Source organism: Leptolyngbya sp. UWPOB_LEPTO1, assembly GCF_017302695.1.
Classification (GTDB): Bacteria; Cyanobacteriota; Cyanobacteriia; order Leptolyngbyales; family Leptolyngbyaceae; genus Leptolyngbya; species Leptolyngbya boryana.
In genome coordinates, this window is the sequence record NZ_JAFLCJ010000002.1 from 48,092 (window position 1) to 67,731 (window position 19,640).

General features: G+C 46.6%; 15 protein-coding genes and 1 tRNA gene. 9 read left to right on the forward strand and 7 right to left on the reverse strand.

Going from position 1 to position 19,640, the window contains the following annotated elements:
• Window positions 1-606 precede the first annotated feature (606 nt).
• Window positions 607-1,584 (reverse strand): tyrosine-type recombinase/integrase, encoded by a 978-nt coding sequence (locus tag J0L70_RS03115; protein ID WP_353736612.1) that lies wholly within the window; start codon window positions 1,582-1,584, stop codon window positions 607-609.
• Between the two features lie 179 nt (window positions 1,585-1,763).
• On the opposite strand from J0L70_RS03115, the gene J0L70_RS03120 reads away from it, so the two are divergent.
• The 7 genes from J0L70_RS03120 (at window position 1,764) to J0L70_RS03150 (ending at window position 12,081) form a co-directional block, all read left to right on the forward strand.
• Window positions 1,764-1,854, forward strand: a tRNA-Asp gene (locus J0L70_RS03120).
• A gap of 191 nt (window positions 1,855-2,045) precedes the next feature.
• Complete coding sequence (locus tag J0L70_RS03125; protein ID WP_287453057.1) at window positions 2,046-3,257, forward strand: response regulator; 1,212 nt, start codon at window positions 2,046-2,048, stop codon at window positions 3,255-3,257.
• A 40-nt stretch (window positions 3,258-3,297) separates the two neighbouring features.
• Complete coding sequence (locus J0L70_RS03130) at window positions 3,298-3,663, forward strand: response regulator transcription factor (protein WP_017287965.1); 366 nt, start codon at window positions 3,298-3,300, stop codon at window positions 3,661-3,663.
• A 13-nt stretch (window positions 3,664-3,676) separates the two neighbouring features.
• Complete coding sequence (locus tag J0L70_RS03135; RefSeq protein ID WP_287453059.1) at window positions 3,677-4,237, forward strand: chemotaxis protein CheW; 561 nt, start codon at window positions 3,677-3,679, stop codon at window positions 4,235-4,237.
• Between the two features lie 37 nt (window positions 4,238-4,274).
• A complete protein-coding gene (locus tag J0L70_RS03140) occupies window positions 4,275-8,510 on the forward strand; it encodes a GAF domain-containing protein (protein ID WP_287453061.1) in 4,236 nt (1,411 codons plus the stop codon).
• Between the two features lie 89 nt (window positions 8,511-8,599).
• A complete protein-coding gene (locus J0L70_RS03145) occupies window positions 8,600-11,584 on the forward strand; it encodes a hybrid sensor histidine kinase/response regulator (RefSeq protein WP_287453064.1) in 2,985 nt (994 codons plus the stop codon).
• Complete coding sequence (locus tag J0L70_RS03150; RefSeq protein ID WP_287453066.1) at window positions 11,581-12,081, forward strand: chemotaxis protein CheW; 501 nt, start codon at window positions 11,581-11,583, stop codon at window positions 12,079-12,081. The genes J0L70_RS03145 and J0L70_RS03150 overlap by 4 nt, the downstream gene beginning before the upstream one ends.
• On the opposite strand, the gene hpsE is transcribed toward J0L70_RS03150, so the two are convergent.
• The 3 genes from hpsE to J0L70_RS03165 all read right to left on the reverse strand — a co-directional run bounded on the left by hpsE (window position 12,073) and on the right by J0L70_RS03165 (window position 13,794).
• On the reverse strand, window positions 12,073-13,041 hold the full coding sequence (gene hpsE, locus J0L70_RS03155) for a hormogonium polysaccharide biosynthesis glycosyltransferase HpsE (protein ID WP_190653692.1): 969 nt from the start codon (window positions 13,039-13,041) through the stop codon (window positions 12,073-12,075). The two genes, J0L70_RS03150 and hpsE, sit on opposite strands and share 9 nt — an antisense overlap.
• Window positions 13,042-13,124: 83 nt before the next feature.
• Window positions 13,125-13,364, reverse strand: coding sequence for a DUF6737 family protein (locus J0L70_RS03160; protein ID WP_287453068.1), 240 nt, complete (start codon window positions 13,362-13,364; stop codon window positions 13,125-13,127).
• A 58-nt stretch (window positions 13,365-13,422) separates the two neighbouring features.
• Window positions 13,423-13,794 (reverse strand): hypothetical protein, encoded by a 372-nt coding sequence (locus J0L70_RS03165; RefSeq protein ID WP_268184499.1) that lies wholly within the window; start codon window positions 13,792-13,794, stop codon window positions 13,423-13,425.
• Between the two features lie 200 nt (window positions 13,795-13,994).
• Between J0L70_RS03165 and J0L70_RS03170 the strand changes: the two genes are divergently transcribed.
• Window positions 13,995-15,167 (forward strand): hypothetical protein, encoded by a 1,173-nt coding sequence (locus tag J0L70_RS03170; RefSeq protein WP_287453071.1) that lies wholly within the window; start codon window positions 13,995-13,997, stop codon window positions 15,165-15,167.
• A 77-nt stretch (window positions 15,168-15,244) separates the two neighbouring features.
• On the opposite strand, the gene J0L70_RS03175 is transcribed toward J0L70_RS03170, so the two are convergent.
• From J0L70_RS03175 to J0L70_RS03185, 3 genes are all read right to left on the reverse strand, one after another.
• Window positions 15,245-15,619 (reverse strand): hypothetical protein, encoded by a 375-nt coding sequence (locus J0L70_RS03175; protein WP_017287957.1) that lies wholly within the window; start codon window positions 15,617-15,619, stop codon window positions 15,245-15,247.
• Between the two features lie 42 nt (window positions 15,620-15,661).
• Window positions 15,662-17,404: an ABC1 kinase family protein gene (locus tag J0L70_RS03180; protein ID WP_190653689.1), complete on the reverse strand. Its 1,743-nt coding sequence runs from the start codon at window positions 17,402-17,404 to the stop codon at window positions 15,662-15,664.
• 250 nt (window positions 17,405-17,654) lie between these two features.
• Complete coding sequence (locus J0L70_RS03185; RefSeq protein WP_287453074.1) at window positions 17,655-18,767, reverse strand: DegT/DnrJ/EryC1/StrS family aminotransferase; 1,113 nt, start codon at window positions 18,765-18,767, stop codon at window positions 17,655-17,657.
• Window positions 18,768-18,877: 110 nt separating this feature from the next.
• Here J0L70_RS03185 and J0L70_RS03190 point away from each other — a divergent pair, with 110 nt between their 5' ends.
• Window positions 18,878-19,639, forward strand: coding sequence for an ABC transporter permease (locus J0L70_RS03190; RefSeq protein WP_287453076.1), 762 nt, complete (start codon window positions 18,878-18,880; stop codon window positions 19,637-19,639).
• Window position 19,640: the final 1 nt, after the last annotated feature.

The window sequence follows — 19,640 nt, forward strand, 5'->3', positions numbered from 1 at the left end:
CACTATGCTCGTTCTGTCTCTGTATACTATCTAAGACAGGTTTCATCTTCTCTTGTAACTCTGCTTGTTCTCGTGCTTTCTGCTTTGCCTGTTCCTCTACGTAAGCTTGAGGCATACGCCAGAGAGCGACACCAAGAAAGATAAGGCATATGTTTGTTATGGTTCTGTTCATGTCTTGTCCTCTTTTTGTCCTTAAAGTCCTCGATCTTCATCATCGCCTAACACTACGGATATGAACTGGATATCTCGTGTGTCAACTGTAACAACCTCATCCACTAAGTACTTATCACTAGGGTCTATATCTGCTCGTACAAGTTGCACTCGTGATACCTCAAGCAGTTGTTTCAGTAGCATGGGTGCTGTTTGTCTTGTTGCTTGTGCCTTCACTACCTCACCTGACTTCATACGCAACACTAGATACATGGCTAACTCCACTATCTCGATATACTTGCTGCCCTTTCTCGCAACTCGTCCTTAACCTTAAACATGATATAACACGCACTACAGTCGTGTTACAGTATGTTACTCCTGGCTGTCACATCATCTGGCACATACGTCATACTCAAGGTATAGTTTGGGTATAGATAGTCTGTACACGTAGTACTTTTATAACTTTAGATCTGGTAGATCTGGTCTGTTCACCATATGTCCGTAAGTCTTCATCACCATGCGTGTGTCAGTGTGACCTAACAGGTACGCCACACCAGTTATAGCTATGCCTTGTTCCAGTGCGTGAGACGCAAAGCTGTGGCGTAGGTTGTGAAGGTTTCGGTACGGTACATCCATCTTCTTTAGTATCGGTATCCAGTAGTCTTCACGAAAGTTTCCACCATCGATATGTTTCCCAGTCGGTGACACAAACACAAGGCTACCTTTTGGCAGGTGCGAGTTGCTCTGCGCTTGTTGCAACAAAGTGTAAAGCGCTTGGTTCATGGGAAGGTAGGTGATGCTTCCTGTTTTACGCTCCTTGCGTACCCGCTTGTACCCGTCTCCTGCTCTGTCCTTACTTAAGGACTCATGGATGAGTACTTGTTTTGTCTTAAAGTCTACGTGTTCCCACCGCAACCCGATAGCTTCCGACAACCGTACACCAGTCAGTATCAGGAACTTGACGAAGTGTGTATAGTGTGGTGCGTATGTGTCGAACCCTTGTACTATCCTTCGTAGCTCGTCTTCAGTAAAGGGCTTCACTGGTCTTCGTACTTCTTTTCTGTTCTTAAGTGCTGCGTACGGGTTTGTGTTTGTTAGTCCAGTCTCGACTGCCCACTTGAAACATCTCTTCACGTAGCTTAACCGCTTGTTGTAAGTTGCTGGTGCAAGAGTACTAGTCACCATCCATGTTGTGTCGTCAAGCTTAGGGTTCGCTTTTACCAACATCCTACGGATCATCTCATAGTGATCTGCCTTTGTCTGCTCTGACAGTTCAAGTGTACTGACCCACCGATCCCAAAGCTCCAACAAGGTGTGAGCGCTTTGCACTGAGGTTGTCTTAAGCTGTCTTGTTTGTGTCTTACTTTGAGACGGTGTTTGTGGTTGTCTTGGTGTTCGATACCTTTCCAAACTTGGATCGAAGCAACCTGCCATGATGTCTGTCGCGATCTGTGCTGCTGTTACTCGTGCCAAGTGGATATCTGTTTTGTTGTCGTACTGTCCGCCTGTGTTGAAACTGTACCGCTTCCCACCGACCGAAACCTTAAGTTGGATCGATCCGTGGTTGTTGATAGGGTTGATCTGTTTCACCTGTCCTAAGTCCTGTCCTAAAAGGGTTGACTGTGACTTAAGACATAAGTGGTGTCTGCCTTTCGCACCGCCCTGTCACGGCGGAAGTTGCGGGTTCGAGCCCCGTCAGTCCCGTAGATTACACTATCCCCTCCGATATAGGAATTTAGCCCATCAGCTTCTGGTAGGTGGGATTGTCAACATTCATTGAATCGTGCATGAAATTTCTTACTTGGAGATAGTGAAGATTCATTTCGACATGGGAAAGATAACCTTAGAAAAACCTGGGTAAATGCTCAAAGCCCAAATCTAAGGAACTTTAGGAAATGTTAGTTGACGATTCCTCAACCGATTCTCCTAGTGGTCTGTTAGGTCTCCGTAGTCGGATGCACTTTAGTGGACGGCTGGACGTTTCGACCCGTGGACAGCAATGGAGCTTATATCTTTATATGGGTCGGCTGATTTGGGCAACGGGTGGGCCTCATCCTCGCCGCCGCTGGCATCGCTATTTAACCCAGCACTGCCCACACCTCAGCCCCAACCTGCTCACGCTTCCTCCCTCGGATGAAAATCCATGCCAGGATTATGATGCTTTAGCGGTCTTAGTAAAACGTCAGCAAATTAGCCCTGAACACGCAGTTGCGGTGATTCGGAGCACCGTTATTGATGTCTTATTCGATATTATTCAACAGGAGGAAACTAAACCTGTTGCTTTCCGATCGGATGCCTCAGCGATGTTGGAGGCATCGTTAGCGCTTCTGAATGCTGAACAACTCCTTGCAGAGGTTCAACAGCAATGGAATATTTGGCGATCGCTTGGACTTGCCGATCATTCTCCAAATCTCGCCCCAGTTCTACGCAATCCTAAACAACTTCCAGAGTATGCGCCTGAGAAAGTTTACAAAATGCTGGTATCACTCGTTGATGGTCGGCGCACTCTACGAGATTTAGCAATGCTGATGAAGCAAGACCTCATTCAGATGACGCGCGTTCTCGTTCCCCTGTATCGGAAAGGACTGATTGGCTTAACTAAAATTCCTGACTTACCCCCTCCGGGTGCATCCCGATCAAGCAGCACTCCCATCTCTGACACTTCTGATCCACCGATCTCTGGGGCACCTGTTTCTGGGATCGTGCCTTCTCTCCCCTTAACGGGTTCAAATCAGGCACCCGTCGTCGCTTGCATTGATGATAGTCTCCGCGAATGTCAAATTATGGAACGCATTTTGACTGAAGCGGGGTATCAGTTTGTCGGCGTTCAAGATTCTGTGCAGGCAATACCGACACTCATTGAGAAAAAGCCAGGACTAATTTTTCTCGATCTAGTTATGCCAATTGCGAATGGCTACGAGATCTGTGCCCAAATTCGTCGGGTGTCTACTTTCAAAGACGTTCCGATTGTTATTTTGACGAGTAACGACGGAATCATAGATCGGGTTCGCGCAAAATTTGTGGGTTCATCAGGGTTTCTCGCAAAGCCAGTCGATGCCGATCGCGTGTTAGCGATCGCGCGAAAGATGCTACCGATTCTTGACTAAATCATTAAAAGCTTCTCATCTCAGTAACCCGGAGGAACATATGAAAACCGTACTCATCGTGGAAGATAGCATCACTGAGATGCAACTTCTCACAGGCTATCTGCAGAAAGCTGGGCTGACAGTCGTCAGTGCAACTAGTGGAGAAGAAGCCCAAACGAAACTCTCGACACAAACGCCTGACCTGATTGTATTAGACGTAATTTTGCCAGGTCAGAGTGGTTTTGAACTCTGTCGAGAATTGAAAGCTGACCCCAAAACCAGCCAGATTCCAGTTGTCCTTTGCTCTACCAAAGGCACAGATGTCGATATGATGTGGGGCAACTTGCTCGGTGCAAATGCATATTTGCCAAAACCCGTTGATCAGACAGAACTCCTCAACACGGTTCGCCAGTTGATGGTGAATTAGGCTCGGAGGAACTATGACCAAATTGTCTGAGTTCACGCGAACTCCAATTGCAACGGCTTCACTGACTAGTTTGGCATCTCTTCTCAGTCCGCCTGCTGGCACTGAACCGATGCAGAGATTTCTGCGATTTCGCCTGGATCGAACTCAATCGATGCTCCTTGCAGTGGAGGGTATTGCAGCTGTTCAGATCCTTGCGATCGCAGATATTCTGCCTGTGCCCCAGATGAATGCTTGTATTTTAGGCATGTCAAATTGGCGCGGAGACTCCCTCTGGCTTGTTGATCTCGCACAACAACTGGGAGTTCAAACTCGCTTGAATCGGATGCAAAAGCTCACCACCTTAAGCACGATCGTGGTGCAAATTAATGACAACACTCTCGGTCTTGTTATTCCAGAGATTTACGAAATTGAGGAATACAACCCCAAAATGTTGCTCAATCCTCCTGCTGATCTTCAGACGAGCCCATTTTTTCCATTTATAAGAGGATATTTTAAGCATGATCGCAGCTTGGTTTTAGATGCGGCGGCGGTTGTACAAGATCCGTCTTTACAATTGCATCATTTCAATTCTTGATAAATTTTCTTTTTCTATTGCCTCCAGGAGATTCCCTATGTCCGCATCGCGTCGTACTGAACCCACGCTTGATATGTCTTCTATGATGTCTTCAGAACCCACTCTTGAGGAATTTACTGCTTTCCTTTCAGAAACTCCCGTTGAGATATCAAGCAACGGTGCGGATTTATCGATCGAGGTTTCCGAATCTCCAGGCTACTCCAATGGTAATGGGGTCAGTCGTTCAGAACCTGAAGATGCAGGGCGAGACATTCAGCAAGTTGTGACTGCTTTGACAGGTCTAAAATCAGAACTCAAACGGGCTGGACTTCTGGACAAGCCGAATGTCCAAAATCTATTCCGTCAAGTTGCTGAATTTGCTGCGACTCAACCCAAAAAAACGAACCAGCAAGGTGCATCGCGTGAGCTTCGGTATCAGCGGAAGCAATTAAACGCAATCTCTGCTCAAATGCGCCAAATGCCTGACTTAGATGCTTTGCTCAAAGGTTTTGTCAAAGTCGCGCGCGAAACCTTGCAAGTCGATCGAGCCATCATCTATCGCTTTGGTGCACAAGAAGGCGGTTCGATCGTGGCAGAATCGGTTCAGCGTGGATGGACCCCAGCACTTGGGGAAGCGCCGGCGTTAACTTGCTTTTGCTTTGATCAGCCTGAAGATTATGTCAAGAATCAAGTCGTCGTCATCGAAGATATCACGCGCGTCGATTTGATGCCTTATCAACATCAGCTTCTGGATCAGCTTCAAGTTAAAGCGAGCTTAAGCTTACCGATTCGTGTTGCCGGTGAGGCTTGGGGATTGCTCGTGGTTCATCAATGTTCTCGAGCGCGCCTCTGGCAAGAAGTTGAAATTAACTTACTGTATCAACTTTGCCTAGAATTGACGATCAATCTTCAGCAGTCTGACTTTGCATTAAGGCTGGCTCAGCAAGGTGAAACTGAAAAAGCCGTTTTCAAAGTTATCGATCGGATTCGTCGATCGCTGGATTTAGATGTTGTTTTTCGTACTACTACCCAAGAAATTCGACAATTGCTGAAAGCGGATCGGGTGAGCATTTATCGGTTTGAAGAAGATTGGAGTGGTGAATTTGTTGCAGAATCCACGGCACCAGGTTGGACTTCGCTGCTCCAAGAGCAAATTGATAATCCTGTTTTGAAAGAGAATGTTAGCGAATGTAGTGTGCGATCGCTAGGAAAGCTGACAGATACTTATCTGCAGCAAACTCAAGGCGGAAGATTAGCGAAAGGCGTCAATTTTAGAGCTGTCACTGATATTCATCAAACCGGATTTTCGCCTTGCTACATTGAGATGCTGGAGCGATATCAAGCAAGAGCGTACGTGATGATTCCAATTTTACAGAATCAGAAGCTTTGGGGATTGCTTGCAGCTTATCAAAACTCAGGTCCACGGCAGTGGCAAGAAGCAGAAATCGCCCTGCTGATGCAGATTGGAACTCAGTTAGAAGTTGCACTTCAGCAAGCTGAGAACTTACATCAATTGAAATCCCGTACAGCGCAACTTGCAAAAGTGACTGAACGTGAAAGAGCAGGCGCACGAGTGATCGAAAAGATCCGCACTTCATTGGATCTCAATACCATCTTCAAAACTGCGACCCAAGAAGTTCGACAGTTATTAAATACAGATCGAGTAGGGGTCTACCGCTTTGAGCAAGATTGGAGCGGCGAATTTATTGCGGAATCTGTGACAGCGGGTTGGCGTTCAGTGATGGAAGAGCAACTCAGCGATTCAAGTTTTCGAGAGAATGCGAGCGATTGCACCATCAGATCGATGGGTAAATCTGCAAAATCGATCGACACGTATCTGGAACAAACTCAAGGTGGAGCCTATACGCGAGGAGAAACCTTTAGAGCCGTTGAGGATATTTATAAAGCAAACTTTTCTCCCTGCTATCTCGGTGTACTGGAGCGGTTTCAAGCAAGAGCTTATATCATCGTTCCCATCATGCAAGGAGATAGGCTGTGGGGACTGCTGGCAGCTTATCAAAACTCTGAGGCGCGTCGATGGGAAGAGTCAGAAATTTCTTTGATGGTTCAAATCGGAACCCAGCTTGGAGTTGCAATCCAGCAAGCTGAATATCTAGAGAAAGTTGAGAATCAAGCTGAGCAATTGACAAAATCAGCGGCGCGGGAACGGAACTTTATTCGCGTGATTGACCAGGTGAATAAATCAGTGCTAGAGCGGATGCGGCAGTTTGAAAGTACTGAAACGATTTTTGGTCAAACCACTCAGCAGATTCGTCAGTTCTTGCAAGCCGATCGCATTGCCATCTACCGCTTTAATCAAGATTGGGGAGGTGAATTTGTTTCAGAGTCAGTTGCCCCAGGTTGGGTGCGCCTAGTTGGAGCAGATGTCAAAACCGCTTGGGACGATACTCATCTACAAGAGACTCAAGGCGGGCGATACCGAAATAATGAACGCTTTGTTGTGAATGACATTTATCAGGTTGGGCATTTGCCTTGCCACCTTGAAATTTTGGAGCAGTTTCAAGTTAAAGCTTATGCGATTGTTCCAATTTTTTCGGGGCAGAAGCTTTGGGGATTGATGGGTGCTTATCAAAACTCGGCTCCGCGTCAGTGGGAAGAGTCAGAAGTGAATCTTCTCGCTCAGTTGGCAGCACAGTTAGGGGTTGCAATTCAGAAAGCTGATTACGTTTCTCAGATTCAACGGCAAGCTGACCGAGAGAAAGTCTTGGCAAAAGTAAGTGATCGAATTCGTCAATCGATCGACTTTGTGCGCCAATCTGCTGACATCAGTTCAGTCTTCCAAGTGATCACGCAAGATATTCGGCAACTTCTGAAAGTCGATCGGGCTGCCATTTATCGGTTCAATCCAGACTGGAGTGGCGACTTCATTTATGAATCGATTAATAGTGGATGGGGTAAGCTGGTTGGCACTGAAATTGGTACCAATGTCAAAGATACGTATCTGCGGGAAACCCAGGGTGGACGATATCGCAATCGAGAAAGCTTAGCGATCGATGATATTTACAATGCAGGTCATGACCCTTGTCACGTTGAGCTTCTAGAACAGTTTGAGGCGAAAGCTTATGCGCTTGTTCCTGTCTTTAAGCACCAAGAGCTTTGGGGAATTTTGGCAGTCTACCAAAATGGAAGTACCCGTCACTGGGAAGAAGCAGAGGTTGTATTGCTGAATCAGATTGCAGGACAATTGGGTGTTGCCCTAGAACAAGTGGATTCACTTGAACAGTTAAGAACACAGTCCGAGCAGCTTGCTCAAGCGGCTCAACGTGAGAAAACTGCGAAAGAACAATTGCAAATGCAGGTGATTCAACTGTTGGGTGCAATTAAACCTGTATTCTCGGGAGATTTAACCATCCGAGTTCCAGTCGTAGAAAATGAAGTTGGAACGATCGCAGATGCCTACAACAATACAATTCAAAGTTTGCGGAAGATTGTAACTCAAGTCCAAGCGACATCGACCAAAGTTGCAAGTACTTCTAAGAATAGTAGTGGTGCGATCGCAAAGCTGACACAACAAGCAGAAGAGCAGTTGCAGGAAGTCACTCGGGCTTTGGATCAGCTCCAAGCAATGGTCAGTTCAACTCAAGCAGTTGCGACAAATGCGCGTCAAGTTGAAACTGCACTTCAGCAGGCGAATCAAACGGTTCGATCTGGAGATGCTGCTATGAACCGGACGGTCGATGGGATCTTGGCGATTCGGGAAACGGTTGCAGAGACCAGTCAGAAGATTAAACGCTTAAGTGAATCTTCTCAGAAGATCTCTAAGGTCGTTAGCTTGATTGGGAGCTTTACAACACAGACGCAACTTCTAGCGCTGAATGCTTCGATCGAGGCAACGCGTGCGGGAGAGTATGGACGTGGCTTTACAGTCGTTGCGGATGAAGTGCGATCGCTCGCGAGACAATCGGCAGACGCGACGCGTGAAATTGAGAAACTTGCACAAGAGATTCAATCGGAAACGAGTGCTGTTGCGGCAGCCATGGATACAGGAATTCAACAGGTTGTCAGTGGAACAGGGCTGGTGAATGAAACTCGTCAGCAGTTGACTGAGATTATCAATGCAACCGCGCAGATTAGCCAACTGGTACAAGGAATTACCCAGGCAACGCTAGCACAGACGCAGCAGTCGAAACTCGTGACTCAATCGATGACAGACGTGGCAACACTAGCAAGTAAGAACTCTGCTCAGTCGAGTCAAATCTCTGCATCTTTCCAAGAGCTACTCAATACAGCTCAACAACTGCAAACGAGTGTTGGACAATTCAAAGTCAGCTAGGAAATATGAGGTGGGAGGTTTGAGCCAAATCCGGCTTGAACCTCAATGCCTTGAATTGTTTTGTTCATCTGCAATTCTGTGAGTTCCCTATGATTTCTGATGCTAAACTTCGCGAACAAACTTATTCCTATTTTTTAGCTGAAGCTGAAGATTTGCTGCAAACGATCGAGCAAAATTTACTGTCTCTGCGCAAAGAGCGTTCTGCTGCGAAAGTGCATGAACTGATGCGTGCGGCACATACCTTGAAGGGTGCAGCAGCCAGCGTTCAGTTTGATAGCATGAAATCAATGGCACATGCATTTGAGGATGTTTTCAAGGCGTTCTACAAGCCAGAAGTTGAGATTGATGCGGAGTTAGAAGCCTTACTGTATGAGGGATATGATTGCTTACGCTTACCTTTGACAACTGTTGTCTCAGGAGTAAAGTCTCAGGATGCGGAAGTGCTCGATCGATCTGAAATTATCTTTTCTAAAATTCGGAACAAGTTAGGCAAACACTTTGATCCAGGTGCAGCTTTGCCAACCTCAGCAGATTTGGGATTTGATATTGCTCAATCGCTGTTTGAAACGGGAGTGACGGAGCGACTAGAACAATTAGCGATCGCAATTTCTCAAAACGATGACGACACGATCGCGCTGACGCTACATACTCAGTCCGAGGTATTTCTGGGATTAGCAGAGTCGCTTAATTTGCCGGGATTTGGGGAAATTGCACACACGGCATTAAAGGCAATGAAGCAGAAGCCTCATCAGGTTCGTGACATTGCCCAAGCTGCATTAGCTGATTTTAGACAAGGGCAAATTGCAGTGTTGTCAGGAGATCGTGTCTCAGGTGGAAAGGTGTCATCCACACTCCAGAGCTTTGTAGAATCAAATTCGATTCAAAATAGCCAGCAACTCTCTCATCGCGCCTGGAGAAAGATCAAAAACTTCTTCCAGCGTTCACGAAATGAACTCTCTGAACCTCAAGTTGCCGAAAGCTTTGACGAACCGAAAGCGGTGTTTTCGGTTGATCCTGAGATTGAAGCATTGGCGGATCAGTTTGAGGCATGGCAGACCGAATTGCCTGAAGCCAAGGCAGATCTAGGATTTGAATTATGGGATACCCCGATCGCAGAAACCGAGATTGAGCCACCATCTGAGCCTTTACACCTGAAAGAGTCAGCGCAAAACGTGTCTCAAAAGCCTGCTCAGGATACAGTTCGAGTCAAGCTTACCCACTTGGAATCGCTCAACTTTATCACCAGTGAACTGCTCATTCATCAAAACCAGCAACTTTTGCAAGATGAGCGACTCCAAATGATGCTAGCAGAATTGCTGCATCAGGTAGAGCAACATCAGCGTGCTCTAGCACAGTTGCGTGAGTGGTCATTGCTCGCTCCAGAGCGATTCTCCAGAAGAAGCGGTTCTCTCGTTGTTGAGAACGACTTGAAACAGAACTTCGATACCCTGGAACTGGATCGATACAATGACTTGCATGTACTGCTACAAATACTCGTAGAACAGGCAGAACGGATTGATGAATCGACTGAGGCGATCGACTTTTTAGCTAGGGAGTCACGACTATCGCGCAGCAAACAAGGTCGATTATTGACGAATCTGCGCGATGATTTGATGAATGTGCGGATGATCGCGATCGGAACAGTTCTAAATCGCTTCCCACCAGTTGTTGAGCAGCTGTGTGAAACCTATGGGAAAAAAGTTCATCTGAAGTTGACTGGCACGCAGGTGATGATTGATAAAGCATTGGCAGACAAGCTTTACGATCCATTGCTCCATCTGGTGCGTAATGCCTTCGATCATGGAATTGAGCGTGACGCAATTCGCCAACAACAAGGAAAAGGCATTGGAGAAATTGAGATTCGAGCTTATCAGAAAGGCAATCGAACCTTGATTGAAGTTTCGGATAATGGCAAGGGGTTGGATTTAGAGCAGATTTGCCAACGTGGATTTGAACAACATCGATTGTCTTCTAACCAAATTGACCAAATCTCGAAGTCTGAATTATTGGATCTCTTGTTTGAGTCTGGATTCTCGACGGCCGAGCAAGTGACAGAATTGTCAGGGCGAGGGGTAGGGCTGGATGTTGTGCGATCGCAAATCAGAGCGATGAAAGGCGATATCACGGTTGATTCAGTTCCAACCCAGGGAACAACATTTTCTTTGCGATTGCCTTTAACGTTGATGAGTACTCGGTTGCTCATTTGTCAGGCAGGTTCGGCAACGTATGGATTTCCCTCAGATGACGTTGAGCGGATTGTGACATTAGATGCTGCTGAGATTGATCAGATTGGCAACCAGCGCACATTACGCTGGCGATATGAAGGAGAAGAACACACCATTACGATTCACAGCTTGGGGCAGTTGGTGACTTATACGAATTGGTTGTTCGGGATGCAAGCCCAATCTCCTGAAACTTTCGGAGCTGCTCCCACCTTGACCACTTCAATTCTGATCATTCGTCGTCAACAGCATTGGATTGGGCTAGAGGTCGATCGAGTGCTGGGTGAGCAGGAATTAGTGTTGCGCCCAATGGGAAGTACGATCGCTGCACCTCGATACGTGTATGGGTGCAGTGTGTTGGGAGATGGTCGATCACTCCTCGCGATCGATGCTGTGACCTTAGTCGAGCAGAATCAAGGTAAACTTTCAGCCCCGGTTGCAATTTCGCCCCCTGCTCAAAACGAGACATCCCTCAAATCAGTCTTAGTCATTGATGATTCGATCACAGTTCGGCAAGCATTAGCTATGACTTTAGAAGATGCAGGATTCCAAGTTGTGCAGGCACAGGATGGACTCGATGCGATCGCACAATTGCAATGTCATCCTGAGATTCAGTTAATTACCTGTGATGTAGAAATGCCACGCTTGAACGGGTTCGAGTTTCTCATGCGGTATGAGCAGGAATCTCAGCTTCCTCACGTTCCGGTAGTGATGCTGACTTCGCGCAGTAATGAGAAACATCAACAATTAGCAAAGCAATTGGGTGCAGCAGCTTATTTAACGAAGCCGTTTGATTCAGATCAATTAGTCCAACTCGTTCATCAATTGATGGCAGGAAAGGTGGTGCGATGACTCAAGTGATAGAGCATTCTCAAACGACGCGGCAGATGATGCGGTTGGTTGTTTTTACGATTGCTGGATATCGATTCGGGCTACCACTGGAGAGCATTTTGCGAGTTGTGAATGTGCCAGAAGAATTGAAATCAAGCGCTTCTGGGATGTTGGAGGTGGTGCCGGTAGGTGAGTATACTCTGACTGTGCTGAATTTGCGATCGCAGTTGAGTATGACACAAGGGCAAGCGCAGGCAGTGAGCACGCGATCGCAAGCAGAATTTTTAGTGGTGACACAGGTTGAAACGGAGCTTTGCGCGCTTCGAGTCGATGCACCCCCAGATTTGATCGAAATTGATGCGGCAGCGATTCGGCAGTTGCCTGCTCCCTATCGTCAGGGGCATCCCTTAAGTATTGCTAGCCATGTTGTGGTTTTACCTCAAGGCAAGGCAACGCTAGCCATCTTTTTACTAGAGATGAAGCGTGTCCTTGCATTATCCGAAAATTCTCTAGGATAAATGCTCTTGTTTCGATGCAAGATGCTGGAGGAGAAGTGTCTTCCAGATATAAAAAGGGCTGAGAAGTCTACCCATAAAGAACTGGAGTTCACAGGCATCAATCAGATCGTTGGATCGCTGATGTTTGTGCCAGGAGAGGACGACTTTGCGTAAATCGTTAATGAGGAGAAAAGGGAAAGCGATCGGGCGTTTCCAAACTGGGTAGCGAAGCATCCGAAAGCGATGCTGGCTTAGTCCGATCACACTTAGAAAGTTCAATAAATAGTCTTTTTCTAGCCGCCATTGCGGGATTTTGTGAGCGATTGTCATTTCGGCGTTGTACCAGATTTCCCAATGGAATGATTTCATTTTCCAAAGGACTTCCGTTTCTTCGCCTTTCAGGGCAAATCCTTGTTTGACTGGACCTTGGATAATTTGGTCGCCGATCGCGCTTTCGAGCCAAGCTTGTTTGCGAATCACCAGACCTGCACCAACAGGCATTCCTTTGAGATGAGTGTCATAGCAGAAGGACTGCGTTTTAAGCATAATGGGCATGTAGTGAGCAATGCGATCGAAGTTCTTCGGTGGCTCAATTTCATATTCAGGAAGAATTCGACTGCCAAACGCTCCTACTTTCGGATGCGTTTGTCCAAATTTGTAAGCTTGTGCAACCCAATCTGGAGCGGGCAAGGTGTCATCGTCAAGGAAGCCGATCCAAGTACCCTGGGCTTCAGTAATGGCTCGTTTTCGAGCGATCGCAGCTCCTTGCTGAGTCTCAAGAATATAGCGAAGCTGGCTCAGCTGCGATTGATAAGTTTGCACGACTTCAGCAGTATTGTCAGTGCTATTGTTATCAACGACTAAAATTTCCCATCGAATTGATTCAGTATTTTGCTGTAATTGTAATTTTTGAAGCAAAAGTGGCAAACGCTGAGCAGCATTGTACGCTCGAATCGCGACTGTAAAATCTATCCGTACCATAGAGGGCTTGCCTAATTCAGAAGCATGACATCCCTAAAGTGCCCAAAAAGGTGCCCGAACACAGGGATAAGCTTTTGCCTAGGCTAGTTTGAACTATCATCCGAGCTATTGATCTTCCTTAGGTAAGCCTGCATCTGCTGAGGATAGATAATCAAGAAAAAAATCATCCAGGCTAAAATTGGAACTGCGACGAGAGTGGTCAGCCATAGTTTTGTGAACACAAACCAACTGCCAGCAATTATACAAATTCCTGTGAGTAGAATTGACCAAGGCTGACACCACCAAGGTTTGTATTGCCAAATGTTTGTTGATTGATCATTCATAGAAGTGATATTGCTCAAGCCACAGTCAGATTATTCTACTAACTGTGGCTTGAGTAAGCTATCCGGCAAACATTGCGCTTTTTGCTTGCGCGTTTAGAAGAACTTGTCCTTTACCATCCATACTAAAGTCGTGTCCGGGTTCGTAACCTTGAGTGATCAGACGGCGATAGAGCGTTACAGAAGTAATTCGGCGAATCTCACGCATCACGTAGCCTGGAATCACATTCTCGATCGCCCAACAGAATGCAAGCGGATCTATCCAAACTAAGCGTTCCAGGCTTACAATCACCATTCCTGCTACATCACGGAGGGTGAGACGGCTCCTCAAATTCGCAATGACTGCTTTGCCGATTTCAGTATTTCGAGTAGCAAAGGCACAGGCTAAACGGCTCAATTCTTGCTCAAGGTCTAAGCTGGTATGATCTTGCACGGGTTGTTTATTCTCCTACAGAATCAGCAATATGTCGTTACAACAGGCGTGATTTTGTAGAAGTATATCTTGAGATAGATTTATAGCCCTAAACAAATAAGTAGCGTAACAAAACTTGATATTCTCTAACTCTACTCGAAAATCAAGCTTGCTGAGAGGTTTTTGGGTATACTGGGCGCAAAAAATCCAGATGTACATTCATGACCCTTAGTCTTGCTTATATCAGTCAGGGAAAGCTTTTTCTTAAGTACCAAGATGCTCCGGTTCAAGAAGTTGAAAGCCAGTTCGGGCTTACAGTTCAAGAGCGAAAACTGAGAATGGAACGGAATAAGGCTTGGAAGCCTCGTGGGCTGCAAGAAATGATGCTTCCGCCGGGTCTAAAGGCTCAATTACAACAGCAACCAGAGTCGGTTGTAGGAGTTGAGATTACAAGCTTGTGTCAAGGTGATACTGAACAGCTACTTTATGCGCTGAATGCTGGAGATGTAGGCGGTATCTTTTTGTTTCAGCCAAAGCGACAGAGAGAAGATCGATTATTTCATACCGCAGATTTTCAAGTTGGGCATTTGAACTATGATCGCGATCGCAAATTAATTGCCTGTACGACGAACTATCAAACGGGAATCTCCAACATTGCCGTGATGCAGATTGATGCGCCTCGCCCACGTGAAGTGACGGAAGGAGATTCGATCGATTTAGCTCCAAGATGGGTTTTAGGCAAAGAAAAAGCTTTAGTGTATCAATCGGCGGGAATTGGACGAGATCATCAGGGGTATGTGAGTGATCGTGCGCCGTTTACGATTGAGAAGTTGGACTTTGAGAAGCAGGATGTTTTAACGTTGGCATCTGATCCAAAATCTGATTTGTTATCTCCTCAGTTGGATGCAGATGGGTGGCTGTACTACATTCGTAGACCTTACTCAGCGAGACAGCGATCGTTCAACTTTCTACAATTTTTGAAGGAAATTTTCCTGATTCCAGGCCGACTGCTGCACGCAATTTTCCAGTGGTTGAATTTCTTTTCACAGATTTACACTGGGAAGCCTTTGATGAATGCAGTGACGAAGCAGAAGATAGAGCAGAAGCAGTTGCAGGCTTGGGGAGAGTGGGTGACACCGGAGATGTTGCGCGATCGAAATTTAGATGAGCCAGATGCCCCGTCGTTAGTGCCCAAAACTTGGCAATTAGTAAGACAGAGAACACAAGGGGTTCCAGAAATTTTGGCTGAAGGGGTTTTATCCTATGATTTGGCAGCAGATGGAACAGTGATTTATAGCAATGGAAGTGCGATTTATATGCTCTCGCCCAATGGCAGCCGTGAACGAGTGTTAGTTGGCAATTGGATTGAAGGTGTGGCACTCTTACAACCGTAATGACTGATGCTTGGTGTCAAAAACAAGCGCTTGATCTGAGGCAAGATCAAGCACTTGTTTGCGAAAAGGAAATGAAATTAGCCCCAAGAATCGAGGTCGAGCGCGGCTGAACCGCCTTCTTCGATTTGGGTGAGAATTTTACCGAGTTGCCACCAGACGAGCCATGCTGTTCCAATCGTTAAAGGAAGCGAAATTGCATAGGCTAATCGAGTTGGAAAACCAAAGATTTCAACACCTGCTGAAAGAAAGAAAAACGCACCGCCTGCCATTCCTAGAAACGGGGTGAATAAAGATAATCCACGCATCGTCGCTAAGCTGCGAGTCGATTTGTTTTCTGACCATTCTTTCACCGATTGTTTTAAAACCGCTTGAAAGGCTGACCCAGAAGCAAGGCTTGCTAGGAGAGCAACGATCAATAAGAGGTAAGGAGGTTGGGGAAATAAGTATTGCACAGTTTTTTAGGACGGGTTCAAAGTTCGCTAATTCCCCATATCCTACCGTTCTAGCTTGATGCCCGTCAAAGAAGAGACGGTTGGAATTAATGCGGCTGTTCCTGCAGTGGATAAGTCTGCGATCGCTTTCGGCAAGAGTGCTGCTCCGACTCCTAGCGCTGCTGTCCAGATTCGAGCCGGTTTGATATCGTCTTTGACGAGTTCCCACAGGCGCTGAACTTCTTCGGTATGTAAGCGATCGTCTTCTGTGAGAGCGATTAGAATTTGCTGCCGTAAGAATTGTCCTTCTTCGGATAGCAAATACTGTAGACCGAGTTGGGCGGTTGGAAGAATGTCGAAGCTCGAATCCGATCGAGCGATAGAAATCATGTTCTCTAACCGATGCCATTGGAACTTGCCATCTTTGAAGAGAACTTCAATCAGGCGGCGACGTAAGCGAGGAGATTCTCCAGTTAGCAAGCGGCGCGCCACATAAGGATAGGCAATTTCAACGATTTTGAAATTGGGGTCGAGCGTGAGGGCTAAGCCTTCTTGGGTGACGAGCGATCGAATAATCAATGCGAACTTAGCTGGAACCCGGAACGGATAGTCATACATCAGTTCGCTAAAGCGATCGGTAATCGTTTTGAAGTTGAAATTGCCAACACTCTCGCCCATGATGTCTCCAAGTACAGATTCAAGGGCGGGAACGATCGGATAGATATCAGTTCCAGGCGATAGAAAGCCAAGTTTGACGAAATCGTGAGCGAGATCAACATAATCTTTGTTGATCAAATGAACGACCGCATCGACTAGCGTCTCTTTTGCTTCTTCTTCGAGCTGATCCATCATTCCGAAATCGATGTATGCCATTTGTCCGCCATTTTCGGTAGGAACAGCGAACAGATTGCCAGGATGAGGATCGGCATGGAAGAAGCCAAATTCTAAGAGTTGGCGCAGCCCGGATGTTACTCCGATGCGAATGATGGCGTTTGGATCGGCTCCAGCCGCTTCGATGCCTTCTACGTCAGTTAATTTGTAGCCGTTAATCCACTCTAAGACGAGCACGTGCTGCGAGGTATAACGCCAATAAATTGAAGGAACTTTGACGGAAGGATCATTGCGGAAATTCGTAGCGAATTTCTCGGCGTTGCGTCCTTCGTTAAGATAATCAATTTCTTCAAAGAGCTTGGTTCCAAATTCATCGACGATCAAGGTGAGATCGTGTCCTAGATTTAATGGGAGCCACGGGGCTAACCAGCCCGCAGCCCAGCGCATGATGTAGAGATCGAGAGTTAATGTGGGGAGAAGATTGGGGCGTTGAACTTTGACGGCGACTTCTTCGCCTGTTTTGAGGTGAGCGCGATAAACCTGACCGAGAGAAGCTGCTGCGACCGGAGTTGTAGAGATTTGCGCGAAAATTTCATCGATGTCTGCATCGAGTTCAGTTTCGATGATGCGAAAGGCATGTTCGGTCGGGAAGGGAGGCAACTGATCTTGTAACTTGATCAGTTCATCCAGGTAATCTTGACGAATTAAGTCGGGTCGGGTCGAAAGGGCTTGACCGACTTTGATAAACGTGGGTCCCAGTTGAGTCAAGATTTGCCGAATTTGAGCGGCGCGCTTAAATTTGTTGCGGTCTGCAACGCCTCGCCAGTCGTCCCATTTCAGACCAAAGACAAATCCCGTAAATAGCAGTGTGACTTGCAGTGCTCGCCAGATGACTTGCCAGGGGCGGAAGCGGTAATGATTTGCGATCGCGTTGAAGTCGTAACGTTTGAGTTGAAAAAGCGGAGTTCGACCCACAGTTTTTTAGCCTCTTGATTCGATCGATGAAACGCAACCACCTGCAGCAATATCATCGTCTTTGTTCCGCTTCTTAACAACATTAAATTGTTGGAAGTTCCGGGATTTTCCGCTGGCTTAGCTGCCCTGTGATGATTACGATTTTTGTTATTTGCTCCTATTCTAGTATACAAAACTACATCTTTACAGCCCAAAATTTGATTATTGTGAGCGGCTGTAATCTAGATTCTGTAGTCTTTTCAGGCATCCGTTATCGAATCAAGCAGTCTTTCAAACTGTAAATGACTTGATCTTGCTGCTCTTCAGACAGTTCTGGGAACATGGGGAGTGACAAGACTTGGGCAGCCGCTCGATCGGATTCGGGAAGTTGTCCGGGTTGATAGCCTAACGATTTATAAACGGGCTGCAAGTGTAGCGGGATTGGATAATAAATCATCGAATTCACGCCTTTCGAGAGCAAATCAGCTTTGAGTTGGTCGCGGTTTTCGTGAACTCGAATCGTGTATTGGTTCCAAACACTCTGACCACCTGCGAGCGCTTGTGGAGGTGTAATGCCAGGAATTGAAGAGAGGAAAGAGAAATAGCGATCGGCAATTCTCGTCCGATTCTGATTCCAAGAGTCGAGATAGCGAAGTTTGATTTGGAGAATGACAGCTTGAACCGCATCGAGACGGCTATTCACCCCGAGTGCTTCATGGTAATAACCGCTGTAGCGTCCATGATCTCGAAGCATTTTTAGCTTGGAAGCAATTTCAGGATCGTTCGTGGTGATCGCACCGCCATCTCCACATGCGCCTAAATTCTTTGTGGGATAAAAGCTAAAACAGCCAATCTGTCCAATGCTACCCACACGTTTGCCTGCCCATTCTGCCCCAGTGCATTGAGCACAATCTTCGATGACTTTGAGTTGATGGGCATCTGCGATCGCCATCAGCTTTGTCATATCTACAGGCTGACCAAACAAATGTACGGGAATGATCGCTTTCGTTTTTGGAGTGATGGCTGCTTCGATTTGATTGAGATCCAGATTGAAGGTTTGTGGATCAATGTCGATAAATACAGGTGTTGCACCGACTGCGCTGATCGTTTCTGCGGTTGCGATGAAGGTAAAAGGTGTGGTGATCACTTCGTCGCCCGCGCCGATGTCGAGCGCGCGAAGCGCGAGAAATAGAGCGTCTGTACCGGAATTACACGCGATCGCGATCTCAGAGCCTATATATTGAGCAAATGATTTTTCAAAGTTCTCGATCGCGGCTCCGCCAATGTATCGACCGGAAGCCAGCACCTCTAAAACAGCTTGATTAATTTCTGAACCGATCGCTTTAAATTGTTCAGACAGATCAAACGGGGGAATTGTATTCACTCAGCTTTACCACACCTGTAGTTAATTTGGTCTTATGCTTTAGACCGGAAAGGATTGAGATTGGTTTCTCAATTGGATCTAAAGATATCAGGCAAGGGGAAAATCGGGCAATGAATTTTGCGACGCAGGCAGTTTGGGCGATCGGGCTAGTTGGGGCGGCATTTGCGCTCTCGTCTTGGCAAAAATTAGGACTCGAAGGCAGTCTGATTTTGGCGGCAGGACGAGCGGTGATTCAACTTGCTGTGGTCGGATATGTCTTGGCTGTCATTTTTGCGCCACCGCTCAGTCCGATTTTGATTTTGTTTGTATTGGGGGTGTTGGTGATGATTAGCGCGATCGTGACGCGCAATCGGATTAGCCAGAAATTGCCATTGCCAGGGATTGTTGGATCGTTATTGATCACAACGCTGGTTACAGTAGCGTATGTTCAATTGATTGTGGTTCAGCCTCAAGTTTGGTATGAACCGAGATTTTTGATTGCGTTAGGGGCAATCGTGCTGTCTCAGGCAATGAATGCAGCAGCGATTTCGGGAGAACGTCTTTTCAATACATTAAAGTCGAATCCTCTAGAAATTGAGACGCGATTGAGTTTGGGAGCGACTCCGGCACAGGCAATTGAGCCGTATCGGAAAGACGCAATTCGGGCGGGAGTGCTGCCTGTGATCAATGCAATGTCGATCGTGGGTTTGGCAACGATTCCAGAGATCGTGAGTGGGCAACTGTTGGGCGGTGCGGAACCGATTCAAGCGATCGCATTTCAGATTGTGATTTTGTTTATGGTTTTGTTTGCGACACTGCTTGTTACCTTGCTTGTGACATCCGGAATTTGGCGAAAGTTCTTCAATGCACAGGCGCAGTTGATTCGATGGTGAT